The sequence below is a fragment of the Streptomyces hamibioticus genome, assembly GCF_047946815.1.
Classification (GTDB): Bacteria; Actinomycetota; Actinomycetes; order Streptomycetales; family Streptomycetaceae; genus Streptomyces.
This window is the reverse complement of record NZ_JBKKQY010000001.1, coordinates 1-24,774: the sequence shown is the minus strand read 5'-3', so window position 1 is coordinate 24,774 and position 24,774 is coordinate 1. Positions and strand designations below refer to the sequence as shown.

Genomic DNA, 24,774 nt, shown 5'->3' with positions numbered 1-24,774 from the left:
CCCGCTACTCGGCGTCGCACGCCCGAGGATTCGCCCACATCTTCTCGAACTGGTCGATGTAGCGGTTGGTCACCCAGCCGTTGACGACCCGCAGCATCGTGTCGTTGGCCTCGCGCAGCGAGTGTTTGGTGATGTTGTACGAGCCGACGAACACCGCCTTGCGCCACTCCCCGGCGTACTGAGCGTCAATCAGGAGGAGTTTGTTGTGATGCTGCCCGTCACACCTGACTCCGCCCTGGAACCCGTAGCCTCCCAGCAGCGGGGGATCCGTCAGAGTTTTCACACCAGACTGTTTCTGGAGGATGACCCTGACGTCGCAGCCGAGGGCGTGCAGCCGCTTTAGCTCGTTCGCGACATTCTGAGAGTAAAAGGTCTCGTCGAAGAGGCTGGCTTCGACGAAGACGCGGTCGTTGCCGGGTGCGCACGCAGTGACGTTCTGTAGAACGCCGACCAGCGGCTGCTTCTCCTCCATGGGGTAGAAGTAGACACGGGAGAGGTCGTTGGTCCCGTAGCGGGCCCTGTCGGCTTCATCCCAGGTCTTCCCGTCCCAGGTCCAGCTATTGACGTACAGGCGCCGCCAGTAGTTGACGTAGTGCGAGAACAGTTCGGGATCATCCCGGCTGACCAGCAGGTTCTGGGCGTGCTCGCCCTGAGAGTCGCTCAGGTTGGCGGACGTCTGGAGCACCAGCTTGGTGGTGCCCTTCTTGATCAGGAAAAACTTGTTGTGATTGGTTCCACCAGGTTCCTCAGTGCAGGAGCCGCTGCACTGCACGACGTCGATGCCGGCGCCCTTGAAGTAGGCCCTCGCCTGGGCGTTCACCGAAGCGCCGCTGAGCACCACGCGAACGCTGACACCGTTGTTGTGGGCGGTCTTCAGTGAACCCGCGATGGCCTTACCGTAAGTGGAGTTGATGTCCCATTTGTACATGGAGACCCGGATGTAGTCATCGGCGCCCGGCGAGCTGGCCGTCGCGTCGAGCTTGCCCTTGATCCTCTGGTAGATCAGGTTGTCGGGCGTGCCCTTGCCGGCGTACGTGACGCAGACCTCGTAGCTCCCGTACTCGTCGCATTTCCCAGGATTGGCGGGCTCGGCCGCGTTGGCTGGCGGTGTGGTGAGCGCTCCCATCACAAGGGCCATGATGAACATCATCGTGGCCTGTATGGAGCGGCGCGGTGCGATGCGTCTGTTCGTGATCACGCCCGCATGGTAGCGGCCGGTTGACGCGGAGTTGATCAACAACGGATCGCGGCAGCAGCGACGGTGTCCCGGCGACGCTCACGAGATGGGCGTCCCCCGTGGCGCTCGACTCGCCGTACCGCGAGATCAGGAGCCCGGCCCTCGATCACATCTGCCGGTCCGAGCAGGCCCTGGCTCCCAGCGCGCCCGAGCCCTAGCCGAGGCGGGCTGTGACCCGGTCTTCTCGCAGAAGATCAGCACTCGGATCAAAGTCCGGCCCGAGTTTGTCAAGGCGATGGACTTCGCCCGCACCATCAAAAAGGCCGTCCCCCACCTGAACCGCTCCGGGTCTGATGGAGGCTCGATTCCCTTAGAGGGCGGTTCGTGAGTTTTTGAGTGGCTCTGTCGTCGCCTGATGGTGTGGGCACGGGCGGAATCTGCCGGTCCGCAGCCGGTGGTCTGCTGGTGTGGCGGGGTGAGTGAACGCAAGCCGTACCCGAGCGACTTATCGGACGAGCAATGGGCTCTGATCGAGCCGGTGATCACCGCGTGGAAGGACCGGCACCGCTCGGTCAGCGGCCACCAGGGCGTCTACGAGATGCGGGAGATCGTCAACGCGATCCTCTACCAGGGCCGGACCGGCTGCCAGTGGGCCTACCTGCCTCACGATCTACCGCCGAAGAGCGCGACGTACTACTACTTCGCTGCTTGGCGGGACGACGGAACAGACCAGGTCATCCACGAACTCCTGCGCTGCCAGGTCCGTGAGAAGGCCCGGCGATTAGAGGACCCGACCCTGATGGTGCTGGACACCCAGAGTGTCCACGCGGCCGCCGGGGTCCCCGCCTCCACGACCGGCCGGGATCCGGCGAAGCGGGTGCCGGGCCGCAAACGGGGACTGGCCGTGGACGTGCTCGGGCTGGTCATCGCCGTCATCGTGCTGGCCGCGAACAGCCACGACAACGCCGCGGGCATCGCCCTGCTGGACCAGGTCGTCGAGCACGCCGGCGGCACCGTCCGCAAAGCCCTGGTCGACCAGGGCTTCAAGAACCAGGTCGTCGCACACGGCGCCGGCCTGGGCATCGACGTCGAGACCGTCGAACGCAACCCGCATCAGGCGGGGTTCGTTCCGCAGCCGAAGCGGTGGAGGGTCGAGCAGACCTACGGGATCTTGATACTGCACCGGCGTCTGGTCCGCGACTACGAGCACCGCCCGTCCTCCTCCGCCTCCCGCGTCTACTGGGCGATGACCCATGTCATGGCCCGACGCCTCACCGGCGCGAACACTCCCACCTGGCGCGATGCGCAGGCGGTGGCAGCGTGAACATCGAGCCCCTACTCGACGCACTCGGCCTCCAGGAGGAGGCCGCCCGGTCCCTGGCCGACGATCTCCGCACCCAGATCACGCAACTGCAGGGGCGACTGCGCGAGGCCGAGACTCACCTCGAGCACCTGGCGATCACCCGGAAGACCGTCACCGTCCTCGCCGACCGGCTCCCCACCCAGGCCGCCTCACCCGAACTGCCCGACCACCCGGACTACCCCCGCATCCTCGCCGTGTTCAACGACGACAGTGGCCCGATGCGGGCCCGTGATGTCTGCGAAGCCCTCGACCACGTACTGCTGCCGAAGAACATCGAAGGCACCCGCGCCAAGCTGAAACGCCTGGTCAAGCTCGGCATACTCACCGAGATCGACACCGGCAGCTTCGTCAGGAAGCAGTAACCGACAAGGTCCGCGACCAGCAGCCCTGCCCCAACCTCACCTCGGAACGGACATCAACTCACGAACCGCCCTCTGAGAGGATCGAGTCATGGCACGTCCGTCCCCTACCCTCCCGAGCTTCGTGAGCGTGCGGTGCGCATGGTCGCGGAGATCCGTCCCAACTACCCGACGGAGTGGGCCGCGATGAAGGCGGTCGCCGCGAAGCTGGGCATCGGTTCCGCTGAGACAGTGCGGACGTGGGTCCGCAAGGCCGAGGTCGACACCGGTCGGCGGCCCGGTGTCACGTCCGAGGAGGCCGCGGAGATCAAGCGGCTGCGGGCCGAGAACTCCGAGTTGCGCCGGGCGAATGAGATCCTCAAGGCGGCCTCGGCCTTCTTCGCGGCCGAGCTCGACCGGCCGTCGAAACGCTCGTAGCGTTCATCGACGCCCACCGGCAGGTGTTCGGAGTCGAGCCGATCTGCAAAGTCCTGACCAGCCACGGACTGAAGATCGCGACGAGCACCTACTACGCCGCCAAAAGCCGCACTCCCAGTGCACGATCGATCCGCGACGCAGAGCTGAAGACGCAGATCAGCCGCGTCCACGCCGACAACTTCGGCGTCTACGGAGTGCGGAAGGTCTGGCGGCAGCTGCACCGTGAGGGCATACCCGTGGCCCGCTGCACGGTCGCCCGGCTGATGCGTGATCTCGGCCTTGAGGGTGCCCGACGCGGGAAGAAGATCCGCACCACCATCCGCGACGATGGCCATGGGCGGGCCTGTGACCTGCTGGAACGTGACTTCACCGCATCCCGTCCGAACGAGCGGTGGGTTGCCGACTTCACCTATGCCGCGACCTGGTCCGGCATCGTCTACGTCGCCTTCGTCGTGGACGTGTTCTCCCGGGCGATCGTCGGCTGGTCGGTCGCCACCAGCAAGCGGTCCAAGCTCGTCCTCGACGCTCTGGACATGGCCCTGTGGCGCCGCGACCGGGCCGGCATCCCCGCAGGTCCCGGGCTCGTTCATCACTCGGACGCGGGCAGCCAGTACACGTCTTTCGCGTTCACCGCCCACCTCATCGAGGCCGGCATCGACGCCTCGATCGGCACCGTCGGCGACGCCCTGGACAACGCGCTCATGGAATCCCAGATCGGCCTCTACAAAACCGAGCTGATCAAGCCCCGCAGGCCCTGGCACGGCCTGGCCGACGTGGAACTCGGCACCGCGGAATGGGTCGACTGGTTCAACAACCAGCGCCTCCATACCGCGATCGGAGACATCCCGCCCCACGAGCACGAGACCAACCACTACGCTCAACGCCAGCCCCAACCGGCAGCTGGAGTCAACGCATAGAGCCTCCATCGAACCCGGAGCGGTGCAACCCAGCGTCTGGGGATGACTTTGAAGCCCTTCTGATTTGGGTCGCGGCGGACGACGTCGACGTCGATACCCAGGCGGGCGCCGTGCTCTATGGCTTTCGTCCGGTAGCCGGAGTCGGCCCACGCCTTGGTGACGCGTGGATGAGCCTTGGCGATATTCGAAAGCAGGTAGATGCCGCCGGTGTTGTCGGAGACGCTGGCGGCGGTGACCCACACGGCCAGGAGAAGCCCGAGAGTGTCCACGCCGATGTGGCGCTTGCGTCCTGCGATCTTCTTGCCCGCGTCAATGCCCTGGCCGGCGGCCGGGACGTTGGCGGACGTCTTGATGCTCTGCGCGTCGAGGACACACGCACTCGGTTCGGCGTCCCGGCCCTCGGCCTCTCTCACAAGTCGGCGGAGGAGGCCGTTGAGCTGATCGAACACGCCGTCCTTCTGCCAGGCCGCGAAGTACCCGTACGCCGTCTCCCACGGAGCGAAGTCATGAGGCAGGTACCGTCATGGGATCCCGGTCCGGTCGACATAGAGGATGGCGTCCATGACGCGGCGCTGGTCGTGCTCGGGTGGCCGGCCGATGTCCAGACCCTTCCCTCTCCGCTCGGCCCGCCAGGCTGTCAGAGTTGGTTCCAGTAGTTCCCATCGGGCATCGGACAGGTCACTCGGATACGGCCGGTGTCGAGGCATGTTTCTGGCAGTACCGCCGACAGCTCCTCGACTGCAGGGCGCAAAAAGGGCTGAACGGGGCGCGTTGGGATCAGACAGGAGCGAAGGGACCGAAACGGACCCTCGACCGTCATCACCAGCCGCAGGCGGCGCGGCGGTGGCCAGCAGCCTCAACAGTCCCAGGCAAGTCGACCACCCAAAAAGCAGCCAAACACCCCTGACGGGACAAAACTCTTTGACTGCCTGTTTCTGAATGTCTGTTGGGCAACTCGCGTTCTTAGGCTGACTGACCAGATCGGTCGCTCGGTGGGAGCGCACCGCTCGCGTCTGGTGGTATGCCGTATGCCGTATGCCTGTGGCGCCAGGGGCCCTGCGGCTGGTTTCCGCTCTGTCGTTCCAATGCGGAACGCAATAGAACTATCGGGCTGAGTGATGGGTGTGCGGGTGGTGGCCCCTCTGGTCTGCGGGCGTGTGGCAACACGTCTGTCTTGTAGTGGTCCGCTGCCTTACTCCTGTCCCGGTACGGCCGCCGGTTATGTACATCGGGCATCGGATTGTTCGATGCCGGCCGGTGGCCGGGCGGCGCGCGCTTAGCTCGCGCGGCAACCGTTCGCACTCTGCACTGCTGCACCGCACCCGGTCCCGACCGAAGGAGCTGTTCATGCAGAGACCACGCCACCTGATACGCGCACTGCTGTCAGCCGTGCTGCTGGTGGTGGGGCTGATGGCCTTCCCTGCCACCGCCTCGGCCACCACCACCGCCGACCCGCTGCCCACGGGATGCGTCGATGTCAGCGATGACGCCACCGTGCGGATCACCTGCAAGGTGACGGTCGACCTTCAGGTGGTCGACATTGACGTCCGGTGCGACGGCCACGACAAACCCGGCGTCAACGGCACCACGCTGATCTTCAACGAGCAGAGGGGCACCTGCAAGACCGACATCGAGACCGCCGCGGGCAAGGTCAGCATTGCCTGCATGGGCAGCGGTCCGAACAGCTTCGAGTTCAACACGGCGACGCTCACCTTCAAGGACTACAGCAGGGGCCAGTGCAACACGACCGTCAAATCAGCAGGTGGCGACTCCGCGACCGTGGACACCAAGGGCAGTACGGAGACAGAGATCGTCCTCACCGCCACGACGATCGAGGTCACCAGCACCGGCCCTGCCACCGTTTCGGTTGGCAATGTCACCTTCAACTGCGCCAACTCGAACAAGGTACGCGTCGACCTCAACCAACCTCTGGGTTCGCAGGTAAAGGTCACCGGCTGCAACTACTGACTTTCAAAGCGTGGTGTCGTAGGGGCTGACGCCTCATGATCCCTGCGGTATGCCGACCGCATGAGGTATGCGCAAGGGGGCGGGCTGACCGACGAACGGCGGGCCTTCCGCGAGAAGTTGCGGTTGCAGGCAGCCGAGCGGTTCAGGCAGGGCGACGAGAACACGGTCATCGCTCACGACCTGCGAGTCAGCGTCCGGTCGGTACAGCGTTGGGGCAAGGCTTGGTCGCAAGACGGGCCGAGAGCCCTGGCCTCGAAGAGCCCGGCGTCGCTGCCGCTGCTCAGTGAGGTTTTCTCAACGGTGATCACTTCCAGATTCCGTTGAGGACGAGGGCCGCGCGGGCGATGTCGCCGATGCGGCTGGGGCTGAGCGTGACGTGCTGCAGGGTGCGCCATCGCTGCTTGAGTTCGGCGGCGGTGCGCTCGCCGAGCGCCCGTAGGTGTCGCAGCAGGGTGTTGGACATGCGGGTGTCGACGTGAAGCGCCTGCTCGGACTTGCCTTTTGGGCGTCGGACGGGGATGCGGATGCCGATGCCGGCGCCGATGTAGCCCTTGTCCGCCAGGGTCGGCAGGCCGTCGGCCGCCGCCTTGTAGAGGGCGGGCAGGGCATGAATGCGTGCGGCGGTGATGTCGGGGGTAGAGCCGGGCTCGACGCCGGAGACCCACAGCGGGGTGCCGTCCGGAGCGGCCAGGAACTGCACGTTGCCGCCGAACGCCTTGTGTTTCTGGCTGAACCACAGGTCGTTGCCGTTGTCGCGGACACCGGCCAGCCGGTTCGATTCGATCAGCGTGCCGTCCAGGATCACGTGGGTCATACCTTCGCGCCGACAACGGTCCAGGACTTCATGCAGGTCCGGGGCCTGGTCGGCGAGGACATCGATGCCCTCGTGCAGGTAGGGGTACCCGGTGGCCTGTGAGACTCCGGCATCCCGGGCCAGGCAGTGTACGCAGCCGCGCTCTCGGAACCAGCGCAGCACCAGCACCGCCTGGCGGAACGGGCCAAGCGCCCGGCTGCCGCGCGGGGTACCGATGTGCCGTCGGTGCGCGGCGAGCAGACGCGACAGGTACTCCACGACATGGCGCGGGACATCGAGCATGACAACATAGGTGACCAACGTGAAGCCTCTGGTGGTTACGGACATGATCTTGTGGTGAGACCTGTCCTACCAGGGGCTTTACGTCTGTCCGAGGCCGTGGCCGGCCCGCTCTCGCCGGTGATCCACACCGGTTCACTTCGATCATTTCACTGAGAAAACCTCAGTAATCAGCAGCCGAGTCGTCGGGGGGTGTCGGGCGGCGAATCGTAAGAAGCCACGGACGCAGACCACTGAAAGCCACACCCGACACCCCTGGGTGAACCAACCCTACGAATGGCTCGCTCATCCCGATCAACAAGGTAGGGACCACTCAGCCACATCGGAACTACTCGTCTAGCTGCAGGTCAGGTAGTTGTAGCCGGCAAGCCGCGCGTTGCCTTCGGCGTCGTAGAACTTGTACCTGCCGTTGGCGTCGCGGGTGAGCTTGAAGCCCTTACGGGCTACGTATTCGTCCGGGTTACCGTCACCGTTGGTGTCCCTCAGCCAATCGGGATGGCCCATCGCATCGGTGAACGTCTCCCGGCCAGCGATCCCGTCCCAGCTGGAAAGGAGGCGCCTATATTGATAATTATAGGTGGCTGTGGCTGTTTTGGTGCCGTAAATGCCGTCGATGTCGGACCAGTCCAGAAGGCCGTGCGCCCACAAGACCTTCTGCCACAGGCAGGTGGCGTTGGAGTAGGCGTGTGTGCTGGTGGACAGGACGCCTTCGTCATGGAAGTCGTCCCGGTAGTTGCCAGCACCCTGGATATAGGGAAGCCCGCTGTAGGTTCCGCTGGCGGACGCGGGAGCGGCGGTCAAACCGCCGATCGCCAGCGCAGCCACGGCGGCCGTCAGCCCAGTCGCAAGGCGCGATGTGATTCGCGCAGGCATAGTTTCCCCCTTGAGGAACGAAGAAGGGCTGTCAGCCCATCTCTGGTGGACCCTTGTGTTCCCAGAACGTACGGTCCACACCATAAGACCGCGTCCCACGGGGGGTTGAACCCTCGCTCAGACCAGCGCGGTAGCCGCCCCGGTTCCTACAACTTCCGTGGTACCGCAGAAGTTGGACACTCATCCTCCGGGAACCCCGCATTCTGAACTACTCGTCTAGTACTCCAGTCTGACTTTGCGATCTTGTGGCCGTACCCGGCGGGGAACGGGTACGGCCACCGCGTGATCATCGGTTGGTGTGTGGACAAACGAAGATCGTGCGGTGGCCGCTGGCCATAGCGTAGACCCCGCCCGCTGGCGGGCAATGTTCGACCAGGCCATGGCCCGGATCGCGGGCCGGTTCGGCCGAGTTGAGCCGAGGGCGAGCGCCCGCTCCTATCTGCTCGGACTACTGTCTTGCGTCGAGCGGAAGAACTGCTGGCGGCTGGCCGAACAGGCTGGTCACGCGCGGCCGGGGCCGATGCAGCGGCTGCTGCGCTACGCCCGCTGGGACGTCGATGCCGTCCGCGACGACATCCGCGCCTACGCCGTCGAACACCTCGGCACCGACGGTGGTGTCCTCATCGTGGACGAGACCGGTTTCGTGAAGAAGGGCCATGCCTCGGCGGGAGTGCAACGCCAGTACACCGGCACCGCGGGACGCATCAAGAACTCCCAGGTCGGGGTCTACGGCACCTACACCCTGACCGACCGCAAGTCCGGTACCAGTGACACGTACGACGAGCACGGCACGCTGCTGAGGGTGACGGACAAGACCAACGGGACGATCACGGTCGACCAGCACGACGAGGGCGGCGAGCACAAGGGCTTCAAGCTGACCGAGATCCGCTCCGGCTGCTGGATCGACCTGGTCAAACGTACGGCAATGGGGGGCTATGGTACCGGACGGCCGGTCGTTCGCGCGGAGCGTCTCGATCGCTTCCGTCGTGCGGTTCGCCGCCTGGTCGAACTCGCCGAGATATGCGTGGATCAGCCCCGTGGTGTTGAGCGCCCGGGCGAGTAGCGCCGGCCGGTCGAGGCCGCGGAGCGGGGCGTAGCCGCTCTGTTGGCAGTCGACCGCCTGGCAATTTCGCCACGATGGCCGTGGCTGCGACCGGTGGAGCGGCGCACGGCGGGCTCAGGTCACGGCTGCCGTTGAGTATTGCCTGGTGCAGGCGCTGCAGTTCCTGCCCCGGGTCGCTACCGAGTTCATCGGCGAGCAAGCCTCGAAGGTGCCGGTAGTGGGCGAGGGCGTCGGCCTGCCGCCCGCTGCGGTACAGGGCAAGCATGTACTGGGCGGCCAGCCGCTCGTCCAGCGGATGGGTGGCGCTGTGCTGGGCGGGCATGGCAAGCAGCGCGGTATGTTCCCCCAGGCGCAGCCGCAGGTCTGTGTAGTCCAGCTCGGCGGCCCGTCGCTCCTTGCAGAGAGCGCGTCGCGGGCCGTGTTGAACCAAGGGGTATCGATGCCGGCGAGGGGCTCCCCATTACCGTTTTGGTGGCCCCGCAATGGGGCGCCCGGCCTTCGGAGTTGGCATGACTTTCTCCCCCTGTCGAACGCATGGCCCGGGGGGTGGTGTCACCGGCTCCGGAGGCATCGACAGACCGCTGATTAGGGGCATGACCACCGGCTTCTTCGCAGGTCGGGAGGCTCTTCGTAATGTGGATGTGGCGATCGGTGCCGTGGGACGGCTGGGCGGGAACGACCGAAGGACGCACGTGATCGACGTCAGCGACATCGGCGCCTTCCTCGGACTGGACGTCGGCAAGGGCGAACACCGCCACCGCCGTCACCACGACCGGGAAGAAGGCCTTCGACAAGCGGTTACCCAACAGCGAACCCAAGCTCCGGGAGGTCTTCGGCAAGCTGCAGGCCAAGCACGGGACCGTGCTCGTCGTGGTCGACCAGCCGGCCTCCATCGGCGCTCTGCCGCTGGCAGTCGCGAGGGACATGGGCTGCCCGGTCGCCTATCTGCCCGGCCTGACGATGCGGCGGATCGCCGATCTCTATCCGGGCGAGGCCAAGACTGATGCCCGCGACGCCTTCGTCATCGCGGACGCGGCCCGGGTCATGCCGCACACGCTCCGCTCGGTCGAACTGGAAGACGAGACCATCGCCGAACTGGAGATGATCGTCGGCTTCGATGACGACCTGGCCGGAGAAGCCACCCGGATCAGCAACCGGCTCCGCGGCCTGCTCACGCAGATCCACCCGCACGTGGAACGAGTCCTCGGCCCGCGCATCCAGCACGCCGCCGTGCTCACGCTGCTGGAACGGCTCGGGTCTCCGGCCCAGATCCGCAAGGCCGGACGCCGCAAGCTCGTGACCCTCCTGCGGCCGAAGGCGCCGCGGATGGCCGAGCGGCTGGTCGAAGAGATCTTCACCGCGCTGGACGAGCAGACCGTGGTCGTCCCGGGCACGGATGCGGCCGCGCTGATCGTTCCGAGCCTGGCCAGCTCGCTGACCGCTGTCCTTGACCAGCGGAAACTGCTGGCCGGACGGATCGAGGACCTGCTGGAGGCCCACCCTCTTTCCAAGGTCCTGACCTCGATGCCGGGCATCGGCGTCAGGACCGGAGCCAGGATCTTGATCGACGTGGGCGATGGCAGTTCGTTCCCCTCCGCCGCCCACCTCGCCGCCTATGCCGGCCTCGCCCCGGCAACCCGCAGCTCGGGTTCGTCGATCCGTGGCGAGCAACCGTCCCGGAGAGGAAACAAGCAGCTCAAACGGGCCTTCTTCCTCTCCGCGTTCGCTGCCCTGGCCGACCCGGCATCCCGCACCTACTACGACAAGAAGATCAGCCAGGGCAAGCACCACACCCAAGCCCTCCTCTGCCTCGCCAGACGACGAACCGACGTCCTCTTCGCGACCCCAAACCGCCCCATCAGCTTGACCAAACCCATAGGGGCACCCCCCCCGCCACAGGGCCAGTGCCTCCTCGAACAGAGCCACCGCCCGCGCATCGTCGTCGGCCTGTTGAGTCAGCCCGAGCAACCGGTGAAATCGGTGCACGTCGACCCTCGATTCGTCGGCGGTGAGCACATATCCGCCGCCCGCCGTCCGGGTGATCATCCCTGGCAGCAGGCGGCGCAACCGGGAGACATAGCCGTACAGGGCCTGCTTGGCACGTTGCGGCGGCCCGTCCCCCCAACACCCGGTGCACTAGCGATCAACCGCCACCGGCCGATTGGCGTCCACGAGCAGACCGGCCAGCACCGTCTGCTGTCGTGCCGTTCCAAGATTCACCGGGCCGGCATCCGTGTGTGCCTCAAACCCACCCAGCAGGCACAACTCCACGCCCGACCCCCGTCCCTGTCCGGCCGCAGACACGGCCCCACCAGGAAATTCTAGATTTGCTGCAGGTTCGCTGCACGACTGCGAGGCACGGTTGTACCCGCCACCGCGAAGCAGCAGGGAAGTGCGGCAGAGTCCGCGCTTCCTCGCTGCATTCACGGCCGGGCGGACACTAGGTCGCTGCCGATGTGTAGTCAATCCCAGGAGCGCTATGCGTGGTATCATCCACAGAGCGGGGCGCCGCCCCAAGCGCCGTGCGATGGCCCGCTCGGACGGTGCAACTGTCGCCACCCTCACAGGCACGCGTTCAATGAGTTGTGCGGCAGGCGGGTTCTGGCGGTGGACGGCAAGGTTGGCCCCGCGACGTGGCCGTATCTGCGTCAGAGGGCGGTTCGTGAGTTGATGTCCGTTCCGAGGTGAGGTTGGGGCAGGGCTGCTGGTCGCGGACCTTGTCGGTTACTGCTTCCTGGCGAAGCTGCCGGTGTCGATCTCGGTGAGTATGCCGAGCTTGACCAGGCGTTTCAGCTTGGCGCGGGTGCCTTCGATGTTCTTCGGCAGCAGTACGTGGTCGAGGGCTTCGCAGACATCACGGGCCCGCATCGGGCCACTGTCGTCGTTGAACACGGCGAGGATGCGGGGGTAGTCCGGGTGGTCGGGCAGTTCGGGTGAGGCGGCCTGGGTGGGGAGCCGGTCGGCGAGGACGGTGACGGTCTTCCGGGTGATCGCCAGGTGCTCGAGGTGAGTCTCGGCCTCGCGCAGTCGCCCCTGCAGTTGCGTGATCTGGGTGCGGAGATCGTCGGCCAGGGACCGGGCGGCCTCCTCCTGGAGGCCGAGTGCGTCGAGTAGGGGCTCGATGTTCACGCTGCCACCGCCTGCGCATCGCGCCAGGTGGGAGTGTTCGCGCCGGTGAGGCGTCGGGCCATGACATGGGTCATCGCCCAGTAGACGCGGGAGGCGGAGGAGGACGGGCGGTGCTCGTAGTCGCGGACCAGACGCCGGTGCAGTATCAAGATCCCGTAGGTCTGCTCGACCCTCCACCGCTTCGGCTGCGGAACGAACCCCGCCTGATGCGGGTTGCGTTCGACGGTCTCGACGTCGATGCCCAGGCCGGCGCCGTGTGCGACGACCTGGTTCTTGAAGCCCTGGTCGACCAGGGCTTTGCGGACGGTGCCGCCGGCGTGCTCGACGACCTGGTCCAGCAGGGCGATGCCCGCGGCGTTGTCGTGGCTGTTCGCGGCCAGCACGATGACGGCGATGACCAGCCCGAGCACGTCCACGGCCAGTCCCCGTTTGCGGCCCGGCACCCGCTTCGCCGGATCCCGGCCGGTCGTGGAGGCGGGGACCCCGGCGGCCGCGTGGACACTCTGGGTGTCCAGCACCATCAGGGTCGGGTCCTCTAATCGCCGGGCCTTCTCACGGACCTGGCAGCGCAGGAGTTCGTGGATGACCTGGTCTGTTCCGTCGTCCCGCCAAGCAGCGAAGTAGTAGTACGTCGCGCTCTTCGGCGGTAGATCGTGAGGCAGGTAGGCCCACTGGCAGCCGGTCCGGCCCTGGTAGAGGATCGCGTTGACGATCTCCCGCATCTCGTAGACGCCCTGGTGGCCGCTGACCGAGCGGTGCCGGTCCTTCCACGCGGTGATCACCGGCTCGATCAGAGCCCATTGCTCGTCCGATAAGTCGCTCGGGTACGGCTTGCGTTCACTCACCCCGCCACACCAGCAGACCACCGGCTGCGGACCGGCAGATTCCGCCCGTGCCCACACCATCAGGCGACGACAGAGCCACTCAAAAACTCACGAACCGCCCTCTCAGGTGTACGTCTGCTGGGACGAGAACGACTGACACCAGCCATGGCTAGGTGTATTGCCCTGTGAGGTTGGGGACGCGGCTGGCGGGTGGCTGGCCCTTGAGCGCGGTGTGTCCGCGGTGGTGATTGTAGGTGTGCAGCCAGCTGGGGAAGGCGTCACGTCTTTCCTGCTCTGACTGGTAGGGGCGGGCGTAGGCCCACTCGTCGAGCAGGGTGCGGTTGAAGCGTTCGACCTTGCCGTTGGTCTGGGGCCGGTAAGGCCGGGTTCGCTTGTGGGTGATCCCGGCCGCTGCCAGCGCGTCGCGCCAGGCACGGGAGCGGTAGCAGGAGCCGTTGTCGGTCAGGACCCGCTCGATGCTGATTCCCGCCTGTGCGAAGAAGGTCTGGGCCCGCTGCCAGAAGCCGGTGGCGGTCTCCTTCTTCTCGTCGGTGTGTATCTCGCTGTAGGCCAGGCGGGAGTGGTTGTCGACGGCGGTGTGCAGGTAGCTGTAGCCGACGCTGGACCGTTTGGCACGACCGGCCTGGCGGCCGAGGACCTTGTGGCGCCGCCGCCGGGGATGTTGCCCAGCTTCTTGATGTCGACGTGGACCAGCTCGCCGGGCTTGTCGCGTTCGTAGCGGCGTATGACACGGCCCGTTGCCCGGTCCAGATGGGCGAGGCGGGCCAGGCCGTAGCGGGTCAGGACCCGATGCACGGTCGAGGGCACCAGGTGCAGGTGCGCGATGCGAGCCGGGCCCCACCGGCGCAGCACGCGGACCTTGATGATGCGCCGCTCGGTGCGGGTCGGGGTGCGGCGCGGGCTCGTGTGCGGGCGGGAGGACACATCACTCATCCCGGCCTCGCCGGACGCCCGGTAGCGGTCGGCCCACCGCTGAGCGGTGGTGGGCGAGACCTGGAAGCGTTCAGCGGCCCGGCGAAGAGTCCAGCCGTCCTCGACCACGCAGCGGGCCAGACGCAGCCGTCCAGTCTCGGTCAGGGGTGCATTACGGTGGGGCACGAGGGCCTTTCTGTTGGTGTAGACGTCGCAATCCACACCGAACCGGAAGGCCCTCACCTGTTCAAGATCCCTCAGCCGAGACCTGGCTCACCCGTCCACAACCTCCCCGGACAGAACAGCTAGGGCCCAGACCGGCGTCCGCTGAGACAAGGCCGAAGTGGCGCGGGAGCTGCTGAGTATGGCGCGCACGCCCGATGACACGCCTGCATGGCGCCCTGGCTGCCCGACCGAAGAGAATGGGTATCGGCAAGTACGACGACATGGTGCGAGCTGCCTTGCCCCCTCGCGGGGGACCGGTCAGTCTTGACGTCGACAATGGAAACTTTGTTCAGGGGGAACTTGATGAGGGTTCACAAGAGGCTCGGTGTCGCGATTGCCGCGCTCTCCATCGTGGGAGCGACGCAGGCGACAGCGGCGGCTACCGGCTCCGGTGAGGTCGGGGTGCAAGCGAAGTCCGACTGTCCGCGCGGATGGTTCTGCGTGTGGCCGCGGGCCAACTACCAGGGCACGATGCAGAAGGTGCAGTACGACAACGCGGACCTCTTCCAGTACGGAGGCGCCTTCAAGAACGGCGTCGTGTCCATGTTCAACAACGGCAACAGCTGCGACGTGACGGTGTACATCAACACCAACTACCGGGGCAACGGAGGGACCCTGGAACGCGGAGAGTCTGTGTCTAGCATGCCGTCCACCCCGATCGGCTCCAACGACTGGGTCAACTGCCGCTGACCACACGGTTGAGCGTGACTCCGATCCACTGACTGCCAGCGGGCGACAGCAGAACGATACCGCCCGCCAGGTCAGGTCGTCGCCCAGTTGACGCCGAGGTCGGCCAGCGCCTAGCGACCTGAGTCAGAGATTCGAGCGTCACTGACCTTTTCGCAGGGTTGTCGCTGTCAGTGAGCCGGGAGTCCTGCCAGGTGAAGCCGCGGTGATCGCCTCGCAAGTGCTCGACGGCCTCGGTGATGTACCGGTACGCGGTCGTGACTACGGTTCGAAGGCCAGCGGTACCGCTGGCCTTCGAACCGCTCACCCGATGACGCGCCGGGCCTCTCCGCCGTGCCCCGCCCCTTCCGCGGACGCGCGGGTCGGGGGCGAAGCTTCGATATCCGTCCGAGCGTCCCCTACCCTGCCCTCGTCGGCGGGGAGGGCCGCTCTCAAGAATCGGGGAAGGGGACGGATCCGTGTACAGCATCATCGTCGTACCACCGGCTTGCGCCGGGCCGGACGGCCAGATCAGGATCGCCACAGGCGAGCGGCTCGCCTTCGGCAGGGCGCCTGCCGACGACCGTCTCACCATCGCGCACGAAGGGTGCCCCGGGCCGCCGGGAGATCACCGCGCACCTGACCTTCTGGCTGCTGAGCAACCTCAGCGAGGACCAGACCTACGTGGTCGAGAACCCGGAGGGCGCGGGAGCACATCAAGGTCGCCCCGGGCCGTGGACGCCCCCGTGCCGTTCGAGTTCTCGCGCGTGGTCCTGCCCGCGGCGGGCGACCTGCTCGCCTTCGACGTCTGGGCGCCGGGCCACGCCTTCCGCAGCGTCGCGCGGACCGGGCTCTCCGGGGACGTGACGGCCCCGGCGTTCCTGCTTGACCGCACCAAGCGATACTTCGCGGTGCTGACCGCCCTGTGCGAGCCCCGCCTGCGTGGCGAGCCGCATCCTCCCGGCGGTCGAGCAACTGGTGGAGCGTCTGCGGGCGGTGTGGCCGACGGTCACCAGGAGCGCGGTCTACTGGAACATCGACTACCTGGCCGTCAAGCTGCGCCTCCGGACCGACCCGGACACGGCCGGACCCGCACGGCGAGCCAACGGGAAGAAGGACTCCCTGGTCTCGCTCGCCCTGCGCTTCGACCTCGTCCGCGAGGACGACCTGGCCCTGCTGGCCGCGGCACCGGGCGAGGCGGCCGGATGACCTGGCAGCAGCCGCACGCGGTCCCCGTACCGCGGGGCTACCGCGTGGGGGACTGGGAGGTGCGGGAACCGCTGGCGTCGGGTGCCTTCGCGACCGTCTACGCGGGCAGGCTGCCGCCGGGGCGGATCCGGCCCTGCCCCGCCGGGCCGCCCTGAAGTTCCTGCCGACCGGCACCCGCACCCCGCGCCAACTGCGCCACCTGCGCGAACTGGCCGAACGCGAGGTGGAGGTGCTGGCCCGTCTGCGGACCCCCCGCCTCATCCGCATGTTCGAGACGCTGACCGTCGACGACCCGGACCACCCGGAGCTGGATGGGGCCACCGTCATCGTCCTGGAGCGGGCGGAGGGCTCCCTGGACGCCGTACTCGCCCACGACCCGAGACCGGCGTCGGGGCCCGCGATGCTGGCGCAGGTCTGCGAAGGCCTGTATCAGCTGCACCGCGCGGGCTGGGTCCACGGCGATCTGAAGCCGGCCAACGTGCTGCTGATGGAGGACGGTTCGGTACGGCTGGCCGACTTCAACATGGCGGCGGAACTGGACGGCACCCACGCCTATGCCCCGGTTTTCGCCACGCCCGACTACACCCCGCCGGAGCTGCTGTGGCCGGAGATGGACGAGCGGGGCATCCGGATCCGCCCATCCGCCGACATCTGGGCCTTCGGCGTCTTCGCGCACCTCGTCCTGACCGGTACCTTCCCACTGCCCGGCGGCAGCGCGGAGGCCCGCGCCGACGCGGCGACGCGCTACGCGCGCGGCGCCGAGGAGCTGCGCCTGTCTCCCGAACTCCCCGAACCCTGGAGGATAATCGTTCTGGCCTGTCTGGCCCCCACCCACGCGCGGCGCGTCACGGCCGAGACCCTGCTGCGGCAGGTGGAGCGGGCGGCACACGTTCCCCACTCGGCCCGCTCGCCGCGCCTGCGCGCCCCCTTCCGGCGCCGGCACCCGGTGGCGGCGGTGCTGCTGACGGCGATGCTGGCGCTCCCGGCGCTGCTGATCGGCGGGGCGTACGCGTACGTCCACCACGATGACGGGACGCCGGTGTACGAGGCGCTGCCGGCGGCGTCGAGGGCCCCGACCCACACGGGCGGCGCGAAGCCGTTCGGCTACCACCGCTGCCCGCCCGACAGCGTCTGTTTCTTCAGTGAGCACAACGGCAACGGCGAGATGTGCGACTGGCGGGGCGACGACGCGGACTGGCAGGCGGGGAGCGGACGTGTGCGTGGGCGGACGGCCGACCGGTCCGCTCCATCTTCAACAACCTCACGGACGAACGGAAGAACCACGACGTGGCCTACTACCGCGGCACGGACTTCCAGCCGGCTGGACTCGACCGCTCCCGGGAGGCCCAGCGCACCGGTTGCACCAAGCTGCACGGCATGGGCAACCTGTCGGGCACGTACGCGCCGCGCTCACACCGGCTGGTCGACAGTTGCGCCACCGGGGAGACGTCGATGGTGGGGCGGATCCTGTCGCTGTTCGACTGAGCCGACCGGCGACGGGGAGGGGTGCCGAGCCCCGCGGGCGATCCTGGAACGTTCGAGGTACCACCCGCAGCCGGGGATCCGCGGCGATGCCTGCGCCGCCACGGTGGACCGGCACGACACATCGGAGGAACCCTCCGGCGCCATCGACCAGGAGGAAGATCCATGAAACGCGCAGGTGTATGGGGGAGCAAGGCCGGACTCGTCTCCGGGGCGCCGCTCCTGGCGGGCGTGGGCCTCGGGGCCGCCACCGCACCGGTGCAGGCCGGAGCCCTCGCGTAGAGCTGACCCGGAGGGGGTCGTCTGCTTCACCACGGGCGACGACGGCACCGGGGACCGGCGCGCGCTTACAGACCCACACCCGCGAGTCGGAGCGGCGGGCACGGACGCGCAGGAATGCGGCAAGAGAGGCTCCTCGGTGCTTTTGAGCATGGCAACTGCCAGCTACCGAGGAGCCTCTCCTTCATGCGCCATCGCCCCAGCGATCACCCGATCCAGAACCCAGTTCGACTGAACAAGCCCACCGAGCGGTATACGGATGGCCTCTCGGCAGGGACATGCCCAGCAAAGGGGCTACGCAACGATCAGTACCACGATCGAGCGATCACGCACCGAGGAAGATCGGACTTAGCGCTCACTCAGGCGGTGATGCGGTTGAAGTTGTTCCAGCCGTGGCCGATTTGGCGGCTGCTGCTGTACGGCTTGCCGTCGTCACGGATGAAGTTGTTGGAGTAGAGCCACATGGTGCCGTCGGGCTTGAGTGCCACCAGGTCGGTGAATCCGTCGCCGGTCGCATCGGCCGCGATGATGCGGTTGAAGTTGTTCCAGCCGTGGCCGATTTGGCGGCTGCTGCTGTACGGCTTGCCGTCGTCACGGATGAAGTTGTTGGAGTAGAGCCACATGGTGCCGTCGGGCTTGAGTGCCACCAGGTCGGTGAATCCGTCGCCGGTCGCATCGGCCGCGATGATGCGGTCGTAGTTGTTCCAGCCGTGGCCGATTTGGCGGCTGCTGCTGTACGGCTTGCCGTCGTCACGGATGAAGTTGTTGGAGTAGAGCCACATGGTGCCGTCGGGCTTGAGTGCCACCAGGTCGGTGAATCCGTCGCCGGTCGCATCGGCCGCGATGATGCGGTTGAAGTTGTTCCAGCCGTGGCCGATTTGGCGGCTGCTGCTGTACGGCTTGCCGTCGTCACGGATGAAGTTGTTGGAGTAGAGCCACATGGTGCCGTCGGGCTTGAGTGCCACCAGGTCGGTGAATCCGTCGCCGGTCGCATCCGCCGGGATGATGCGGTCGTAGTTGTTCCAGCCGTGGCCGATTTGGCGGCTGCTGCTGTACGGCTTGCCGTCGTCACGCAGGAAGTTGTTGGAGTACAGCCACATCGTGCCGTCGGACTTCGACGCCACCAGGTCGGAGAACGAGTCACCCGTCACGCTGTGGGTGGTCCTTCCGGGCTCCTCCCACTGCCACCAGCTCGTCTGCTTGCGGGCACCAGCCCAGCTGAGACTGAAGTGGATGTGGTCCCTGTGCGGATTGCTGCCGCTGTACTCCCGCCACCCGTCTGCGGCGCGGCTCGACGACCAGATCTGGTTGTTCCAGATCAGGTACATGATCCCGAGCCGCCGGGCGTTGGCGTGCTTGTTGCCGTGCTTGTCCGTCTTCAGCAGCCAGGTGAGGATGTCCTCGGCGACGGCGCGGTCACCGGAGTCGTAGTAGTTGAGCATGTAGTCCAGCGCACGGCCTTCCTTGTGCTCACTCGTGCCACCGTCATTGCAGGCGCGGGTGAAGTAGGAAGTGTGAAAGCCGTACGCCTCGTTGAGCAGGTCCAGGAGACCCTGAGTGCCCGGCTTGACGGTCGGGTCACAGGTGTCCTGGGGGTCGTTGGCGGCATACGCGTCGATGGAAGGCCCGAAGTCCGGGGTGGACGGCGCGGCCGACGCCGGCGTCGCCACGAGGATCGTCGCCGCGGCGACGGCGAGCCCCGCCATCCAGGCTGTCAGTGCGGTGGCCGGCCGCCACCGGGTCCATGGGCGCGAACCGGCGGACGGTATCGCGTCCGCCTGGGATCTTGCTCTCGTTCTGAACACAGCACTCCTTCGGTCGAGTCTTCCGGGAGGGGTGCCGGTCGGTTCGTTTCCACCCTGGTGGGTGATGTGCACGGTGCCCCCCGGTGAGTTCATTGCCTTGGCTCTGCACTGACGCGCTCGTCGCCACGGATCCGGCTGCCGGCTGTGCGACTCGCCGTGCACCGGCCTTGCGGCATCCGACGGCACAGTCTGGGGTGCCTTCGCCGCGTGGAGTACCTATGACTTTTCAGGGTGCTTACGGCCGGGTGGAGATCGGGGTACTGACCGTCCGCGGGCGCGTGCTGCCAGATGGACAAAGGACAGTGAGGCTTCTCCCTCTCGGTCCGAGCTGGCCGAATGCAGGATGAGGGCGGCATGGAGGAGGCAGGTGATCCGGGTGGTCGAGCACCGGAGCTTGCGAAGGGAGCCGCCCGGGTTTGACGTGGCCATGGCCTGCTCGGCGTTGCGGAGACGGGCAAGAGTGAGCAGGGTCTGACGGTCGGCACTCAGGCGCCGCCAGCGGGTACCGAGCTCTCGGTGGCGCTGACGGAGCTTGGCGGACAGGAAGCGCAGGGCAGCACTGGACACGTCGACGCCCGATGGGTAGACGAGCAGTCGACAGGCCATCAGCCAGGGGCTTCACCTGTCTGTCAGCCCAACTGTCCCCGAGCCGGGCAGAGCCCAAGGCGCGTGTCGGGTTGGCTGAGCAGCCGGGCGCGGGTCACGAGAACGCCGGCGCCCGCGTGCAGCTGCTCGGCGGCGAGGCCAGCCAGGCGCGGGGGACCATCCTCGCCGGTGTGGGGAGCAGGGCGACGAGGTCTGCCCGCGCGATTCGTTGTCACCGGCAGCCCTACGGCCGCCCCACGCACCGCGGATCGAACCTCGTTGCGCCGGTTGGGTTGAACGACAGGCTCAGGGCAGACGGACTGGGGAGGGCAGCAAGGCACGTGCGGGTGCCGGGCGCCAGCGGGATTGCGCGGTAACCCGGCCGAACGCCCGGTCACCGAAATGGAAGGCGAACCCGTACGTGCGTGGTGTGCGCAACTCATTCAGCAGGATCGTGCGGGCTTTCAGCACGCCGCCGACGTCCACGTCGGGTCCGGACGGCCATTCAGGGTGGGCGAGCTGGACCGGGGTGTGGAAGGCGTCGCCGAACACCAGGACTCGCCGTCCGCCGCTGGCGGAGATGATGTACGTGGTGTGGCCTGGACTGTGCCCCGGTGTGATCAACGCGGTGACGCCCGGCCATACCTCGTCGCCGTCCTCGATGCGGCGCAGCACTCTCGACATCGGGACCATGAAGCCGTTCCAGGAGGGTGCGCCCACTTCTACTTCGCGGTTCCAAAACGGGTCCCACTCGGCTCCCGCCACTAGGTCGTTTCTGATGGCTCTTGGACTGTGTCGCGGAGCCAGATGACGATCGCGGTGATGGTCAGGGTGCCGTTGAAGATGTAGTCGCGCTTGTCAGAGGGCGGTTCGTGAGTTGATGTCCGTTCCGAGGTGAGGTTGGGGCAGGGCTGCTGGTCGCGGACCTTGTCGGTTACTGCTTCCTGACGAAGCTGCCGGTGTCGATCTCGGTGAGTATGCCGAGCTTGACCAGGCGTTTCAGCTTGGCGCGGGTGCCTTCGATGTTCTTCGGCAGCAGTACGTGGTCGAGGGCTTCGCAGACATCACGGGCCCGCATCGGGCCACTGTCGTCGTTGAACACGGCGAGGATGCGGGGGTAGTCCGGGTGGTCGGGCAGTTCGGGTGAGGCGGCCTGGGTGGGGAGCCGGTCGGCGAGGACGGTGACGGTCTTCCGGGTGATCGCCAGGTGCTCGAGGTGAGTCTCGGCCTCGCGCAGTCGCCCTGCAGTTGCGTGATCTGGGTGCGGAGATCGTCGGCCAGGGACCGGGCGGCCTCCTCCTGGAGGCCGAGTGCGTCGAGTAGGGGCTCGATGTTCACGCTGCCACCGCCTGCGCATCGCGCCAGGTGGGAGTGTTCGCGCCGGTGAGGCGTCGGGCCATGACATGGGTCATCGCCCAGTAGACGCGGGAGGCGGAGGAGGACGGGCGGTGCTCGTAGTCGCGGACCAGACGCCGGTGCAGTATCAAGATCCCGTAGGTCTGCTCGACCCTCCACCGCTTCGGCTGCGGAACGAACCCCGCCTGATGCGGGTTGCGTTCGACGGTCTCGACGTCGATGCCCAGGCCGGCGCCGTGTGCGACGACCTGGTTCTTGAAGCCCTGGTCGACCAGGGCTTTGCGGACGGTGCCGCGGCGTGCTCGACGACCTGGTCCAGCAGGGCGATGCCCGCGGCGTTGTCGTGGCTGTTCGCGGCCAGCACGATGACGGCGATGACCAGCCCGAGCACGTCCACGGCCAGTCCCCGTTTGCGGCCCGGCACCCGCTTCGCCGGATCCCGGCCGGTCGTGGAGGCGGGGACCCCGGCGGCCGCGTGGACACTCTGGGTGTCCAGCACCATCAGGGTCGGGTCCTCTAATCGCCGGGCCTTCTCACGGACCTGGCAGCGCAGGAGTTCGTGGATGACCTGGTCTGTTCCGTCGTCCCGCCAAGCAGCGAAGTAGTAGTACGTCGCGCTCTTCGGCGGTAGATCGTGAGGCAGGTAGGCCCACTGGCAGCCGGTCCGGCCCTGGTAGAGGATCGCGTTGACGATCTCCCGCATCTCGTAGACGCCCTGGTGGCCGCTGACCGAGCGGTGCCGGTCCTTCCACGCGGTGATCACCGGCTCGATCAGAGCCCATTGCTCGTCCGATAAGTCGCTCGGGTACGGCTTGCGTTCACTCACCCCGCCACACCAGCAGACCACCGGCTGCGGACCGGCAGATTCCGCCCGTGCCCACACCATCAGGCGACGACAGAGCCACTCAAAAACTCACGAACCGCCCTCTGAGGGCTTCCAGGAGCTTCGCGAGCCCGCCGTACGCCCGGGAGGTGAGCATGCTGTCCGGCGTCTCGCCGGGGCCGAGCAGGACTGGCACGACGAGCGAGGCGACCTTGCCCTCGCCGGGCTGCATGCGCAGCGCGCGGCCGACGGCCTGGACGAGGTCGGGCATGGAGCCGCGCACGTCGGCCCAGTAGACGGAGTCGCAGTTTTTGGTGTCGACTCCCTCCCCGAGGACCCTCACCGACCCCAGGAAGCCCTTCTCCACCACCGTGCCGTCCGTAGCGATCCCGGCGGCGAACTCCCCGAGTACTCGGCGTCGGTGGCCCGGCTTGTGCTCGCCGCACAGCCAGTTGGCCCAGATCGTCTTCGGATACAGCTCGGGGTCCGTAGCGTGCAGCCGCGCGGCGGCGTTCGGGAGGCCGGCCGCGAACGCCTCGGCCTCGCGGACCTGGTGGTGGAAGACGAGCGTGCGCCGGAAGCCCTCCTCCGACGACGCCTTCAGCAGCGCCGTCTGGAGGGCTGCGAGCCGGGCCCCGCGGACCTCGTCCGAACGACCCGCAGCGCCCAGGAGCTGCGCGGCCTGGAGCTGAGTGTCGGTGATGTCCACGCACACCACCTGGTAGGGGGCACAGATCCCCCGGTCGATCGCCTCCGACAACGTCAGCGTGTAGCAGCGCGCGCCGAACGGCCCATCCGGATCGTTCTCCATCGACGCGACCAGCTCGCCCGACGCGCCCTGTCCCGCGTCCTCGTCCAGCTGCCACAGCCGCGGCGTGGCGGTCATGTAGAGGCGCCGTAGGGACGGGATCCGCCGGTTGTCGTGGACGACCGCCCACGGCTTGCCGATCCGCCCCGAGGTCCGGTGCGCCTCGTCGACCACGATCAGGTCCCGCCCCGGAAGGCCGGCGGCGTGTGCACGCTCCAGCGTGCCCAGTCCGAGGGAGGCGTATGTGGCGAAGACCGTGACCTTGTCGAACGGCCGCACCCAGTCGACCAGCTCCTTCACGTCCGTGGTGTTGGGGAAGGGCACCTCCTCGCCCCGCAGGGAGGAAACGCCGATCATTGGACCCGTGCGGCCTCCCTCGCGCCACGCGGCCTCGGTCTGCGCCAGGAGATCCAGCGAGGGGACGAGGACCAGCACGCGGCCCGCACGCAGGTCCTCGGCGCTCCGGGTGGCCACGAGGGTCTTGCCCGTTCCGGTCGCCATGATCACCTGAGTCCGGAGCCCTCGCGGGGGAACAGTGGATCTTGCAGGCAATTCGAGGGCGCGCAGCACCGCGTCCATGGCTTCTCGCTGATGGGGGCGGAGTTCCTTCACTGCCATTCCGATATGCCTTACCTGCGGGCCGCGCCTGTGGCTTCGCGCGGGAGGAATCAGGAAACCTGCACGTTGAGGTCGTGTGATCGGCTACGGTGAACCCCACCGGAACCCGGGCACAGCCTCAGACCAGTAGCGGGGGAGGGTGATCGAAAACCGGTACCGCTCCCTCAGTGGTGCTGCTATCTGATTCCAGAGTCTATCTCATGCTTCAAACTGAAGCACTTACCCGAAATTCCCTATGCCTGAGGGCCCCGTCACCTGCCTACATGTCCGTCAGTTCCCTGCCCCATGTCCGCTGTCCGGGGTAGCCGAAAGGCATGGCAGATCGTTCGTTTCCGTTACCCGAGGGTCAGGCCGAGACCTTACGGACGATGCGGTGGGTGCAGGTGGCAGTGGCTGTCCTCATGCTGGTCTGGTTCGGTTTGGCGTTGTGGCGGGGGGAGTATGGGCCCGCGGGGTTCAGCCTGTGGTTCCCAGGGGCCGGCGCGCTTATCTGGCCGGCTCTCGCGGCCCAGAGCTTCATCCGGCTGAGGCGCCGTCAGGACGCGCTCCAAGCAGAAGGGAGCATCCTCCCTTGTAGCTGCTCGGGCCGCAGGCCGTTCGGTCGGACCGCGTAGCGCGTAGGCCGTTGTGGCGCGCAGCGCCACGGTGGCTGGAGCGCAGCGCAGGCCACCGAGCGGGGCCGAAGGCCCCGCAGCTCCGGGAGCGCAGCGGACGGAGCGTCACCCGCCTTGCGCAGCAAGGCGGGTGGGCTGGCCGCGCAGCGGCCAGCTCCGCTCACGCGGAGCGGGGCGCAACACCGCGC

Annotated in this window: 14 protein-coding genes and 10 pseudogenes; 10 read left to right on the top strand and 14 right to left on the bottom strand. The window is 67.2% G+C overall.

All coding sequences use genetic code 11. The features are described from left to right. Nucleotides 1–4 precede the first annotated feature (4 nt). Nucleotides 5–1,198, bottom strand: a complete 1,194-nt coding sequence (locus tag ACLGIH_RS00120; protein WP_416523151.1) for a phospholipase D-like domain-containing protein — start codon at nucleotides 1,196–1,198, stop codon at nucleotides 5–7. A 454-nt stretch (nucleotides 1,199–1,652) separates the two neighbouring features. Here ACLGIH_RS00120 and ACLGIH_RS00115 point away from each other — a divergent pair, with 454 nt between their 5' ends. From ACLGIH_RS00115 to ACLGIH_RS00105, 3 genes are all read left to right on the top strand, one after another. After that, complete coding sequence (locus ACLGIH_RS00115; protein WP_416523144.1) at nucleotides 1,653–2,501, top strand: IS5 family transposase; 849 nt, start codon at nucleotides 1,653–1,655, stop codon at nucleotides 2,499–2,501. Next, nucleotides 2,498–2,902, top strand: coding sequence for a hypothetical protein (locus ACLGIH_RS00110; protein WP_416523150.1), 405 nt, complete (start codon nucleotides 2,498–2,500; stop codon nucleotides 2,900–2,902). Before ACLGIH_RS00115 ends, ACLGIH_RS00110 begins: the two co-directional genes overlap by 4 nt. Before the next feature lie 138 nt (nucleotides 2,903–3,040). Then, nucleotides 3,041–4,233, top strand: a protein-coding gene (locus ACLGIH_RS00105) for an IS3 family transposase (protein WP_416529240.1) whose coding sequence is annotated in 2 segments (ribosomal slippage) — nucleotides 3,041–3,278 and nucleotides 3,278–4,233 — 1,194 coding nt in all. Because the reading frame shifts where the segments join, the coding sequence is not laid out codon by codon here. On the opposite strand, the pseudogene ACLGIH_RS00100 reads toward ACLGIH_RS00105, so the two are convergent. Next, nucleotides 4,230–4,940: pseudogene (locus tag ACLGIH_RS00100) on the bottom strand (IS5 family transposase); the annotation flags it as partial. The gene ACLGIH_RS00105 and the pseudogene ACLGIH_RS00100 sit on opposite strands and share 4 nt — an antisense overlap. Nucleotides 4,941–5,580: 640 nt before the next feature. On the opposite strand from ACLGIH_RS00100, the gene ACLGIH_RS00095 reads away from it, so the two are divergent. Next, nucleotides 5,581–6,201, top strand: a complete 621-nt coding sequence (locus ACLGIH_RS00095) for a hypothetical protein (RefSeq protein WP_416523149.1) — start codon at nucleotides 5,581–5,583, stop codon at nucleotides 6,199–6,201. A gap of 60 nt (nucleotides 6,202–6,261) precedes the next feature. Further along, nucleotides 6,262–6,489, top strand: a pseudogene (locus tag ACLGIH_RS00090) (helix-turn-helix domain-containing protein); the annotation flags it as partial. A 16-nt stretch (nucleotides 6,490–6,505) separates the two neighbouring features. On the opposite strand, the gene ACLGIH_RS00085 reads toward ACLGIH_RS00090, so the two are convergent. Next, a complete protein-coding gene (locus ACLGIH_RS00085) occupies nucleotides 6,506–7,315 on the bottom strand; it encodes a transposase family protein (protein WP_416529239.1) in 810 nt (269 codons plus the stop codon). A 315-nt stretch (nucleotides 7,316–7,630) separates the two neighbouring features. Next, the gene (locus ACLGIH_RS00080; protein WP_416523147.1) at nucleotides 7,631–8,119 is read right to left on the bottom strand and encodes a peptidoglycan-binding domain-containing protein; all 489 of its coding nucleotides are present in this window, start codon (nucleotides 8,117–8,119) and stop codon (nucleotides 7,631–7,633) included. 427 nt (nucleotides 8,120–8,546) lie between these two features. Here ACLGIH_RS00080 and ACLGIH_RS00075 point away from each other — a divergent pair. Beyond that, nucleotides 8,547–8,906 (top strand): annotated as a pseudogene (locus ACLGIH_RS00075) (transposase); the annotation flags it as partial. Nucleotides 8,907–9,078: 172 nt separating this feature from the next. Here ACLGIH_RS00075 and ACLGIH_RS00070 read toward each other — a convergent pair. Then, nucleotides 9,079–9,660 carry an AfsR/SARP family transcriptional regulator gene (locus ACLGIH_RS00070; RefSeq protein ID WP_416523146.1) on the bottom strand — a complete coding sequence of 194 codons (582 nt, stop codon included), beginning with the start codon at nucleotides 9,658–9,660 and terminating at the stop codon, nucleotides 9,079–9,081. A gap of 262 nt (nucleotides 9,661–9,922) precedes the next feature. Between ACLGIH_RS00070 and ACLGIH_RS00065 the strand changes: the two are divergent. After that, nucleotides 9,923–11,072: pseudogene (locus tag ACLGIH_RS00065) on the top strand (IS110 family RNA-guided transposase); the annotation flags it as partial. 882 nt (nucleotides 11,073–11,954) lie between these two features. On the opposite strand, the gene ACLGIH_RS00060 reads toward ACLGIH_RS00065, so the two are convergent. The 3 genes and pseudogenes from ACLGIH_RS00060 to ACLGIH_RS00050 all read right to left on the bottom strand — a co-directional run bounded on the left by ACLGIH_RS00060 (nucleotide 11,955) and on the right by ACLGIH_RS00050 (nucleotide 14,302). Then, complete coding sequence (locus tag ACLGIH_RS00060) at nucleotides 11,955–12,359, bottom strand: hypothetical protein (RefSeq protein ID WP_416523145.1); 405 nt, start codon at nucleotides 12,357–12,359, stop codon at nucleotides 11,955–11,957. Further along, on the bottom strand, nucleotides 12,356–13,204 hold the full coding sequence (locus ACLGIH_RS00055) for an IS5 family transposase (RefSeq protein WP_416523144.1): 849 nt from the start codon (nucleotides 13,202–13,204) through the stop codon (nucleotides 12,356–12,358). The genes ACLGIH_RS00060 and ACLGIH_RS00055 overlap by 4 nt, the downstream gene beginning before the upstream one ends. Before the next feature lie 148 nt (nucleotides 13,205–13,352). Next, a pseudogene (locus ACLGIH_RS00050) lies at nucleotides 13,353–14,302 on the bottom strand (IS481 family transposase). Nucleotides 14,303–14,644: 342 nt separating this feature from the next. Between ACLGIH_RS00050 and ACLGIH_RS00045 the strand changes: the two are divergent. The 3 genes and pseudogenes from ACLGIH_RS00045 (at nucleotide 14,645) to ACLGIH_RS00035 (ending at nucleotide 17,701) form a co-directional block, all read left to right on the top strand. Continuing rightward, nucleotides 14,645–15,031, top strand: coding sequence for a peptidase inhibitor family I36 protein (locus ACLGIH_RS00045; RefSeq protein ID WP_416523143.1), 387 nt, complete (start codon nucleotides 14,645–14,647; stop codon nucleotides 15,029–15,031). A gap of 455 nt (nucleotides 15,032–15,486) precedes the next feature. Further along, nucleotides 15,487–16,216 (top strand): annotated as a pseudogene (locus ACLGIH_RS00040) (FHA domain-containing protein). After that, a pseudogene (locus ACLGIH_RS00035) lies at nucleotides 16,213–17,701 on the top strand (serine/threonine-protein kinase). Before ACLGIH_RS00040 ends, ACLGIH_RS00035 begins: the two co-directional pseudogenes overlap by 4 nt. A 635-nt stretch (nucleotides 17,702–18,336) precedes the next feature. Here ACLGIH_RS00035 and ACLGIH_RS00030 read toward each other — a convergent pair. The 6 genes and pseudogenes from ACLGIH_RS00030 to ACLGIH_RS00005 form a co-directional block, all read right to left on the bottom strand. After that, a complete protein-coding gene (locus ACLGIH_RS00030) occupies nucleotides 18,337–19,683 on the bottom strand; it encodes a VldE C-terminal domain-containing protein (protein ID WP_416523142.1) in 1,347 nt (448 codons plus the stop codon). Nucleotides 19,684–20,226: 543 nt separating this feature from the next. Continuing rightward, nucleotides 20,227–20,376, bottom strand: a pseudogene (locus tag ACLGIH_RS00025) (IS5/IS1182 family transposase); the annotation flags it as partial. 297 nt (nucleotides 20,377–20,673) lie between these two features. Then, nucleotides 20,674–21,132: an MBL fold metallo-hydrolase gene (locus tag ACLGIH_RS00020; RefSeq protein WP_416523141.1), complete on the bottom strand. Its 459-nt coding sequence runs from the start codon at nucleotides 21,130–21,132 to the stop codon at nucleotides 20,674–20,676. Between the two features lie 169 nt (nucleotides 21,133–21,301). Continuing rightward, complete coding sequence (locus tag ACLGIH_RS00015) at nucleotides 21,302–21,445, bottom strand: hypothetical protein (protein ID WP_416523140.1); 144 nt, start codon at nucleotides 21,443–21,445, stop codon at nucleotides 21,302–21,304. Nucleotides 21,446–21,701: 256 nt separating this feature from the next. Further along, nucleotides 21,702–22,549: pseudogene (locus tag ACLGIH_RS00010) on the bottom strand (IS5 family transposase). A 100-nt stretch (nucleotides 22,550–22,649) separates the two neighbouring features. Next, nucleotides 22,650–23,972, bottom strand: a pseudogene (locus ACLGIH_RS00005) (DEAD/DEAH box helicase family protein); the annotation flags it as partial. Between the last annotated feature and the right edge of the window lie 802 nt (nucleotides 23,973–24,774).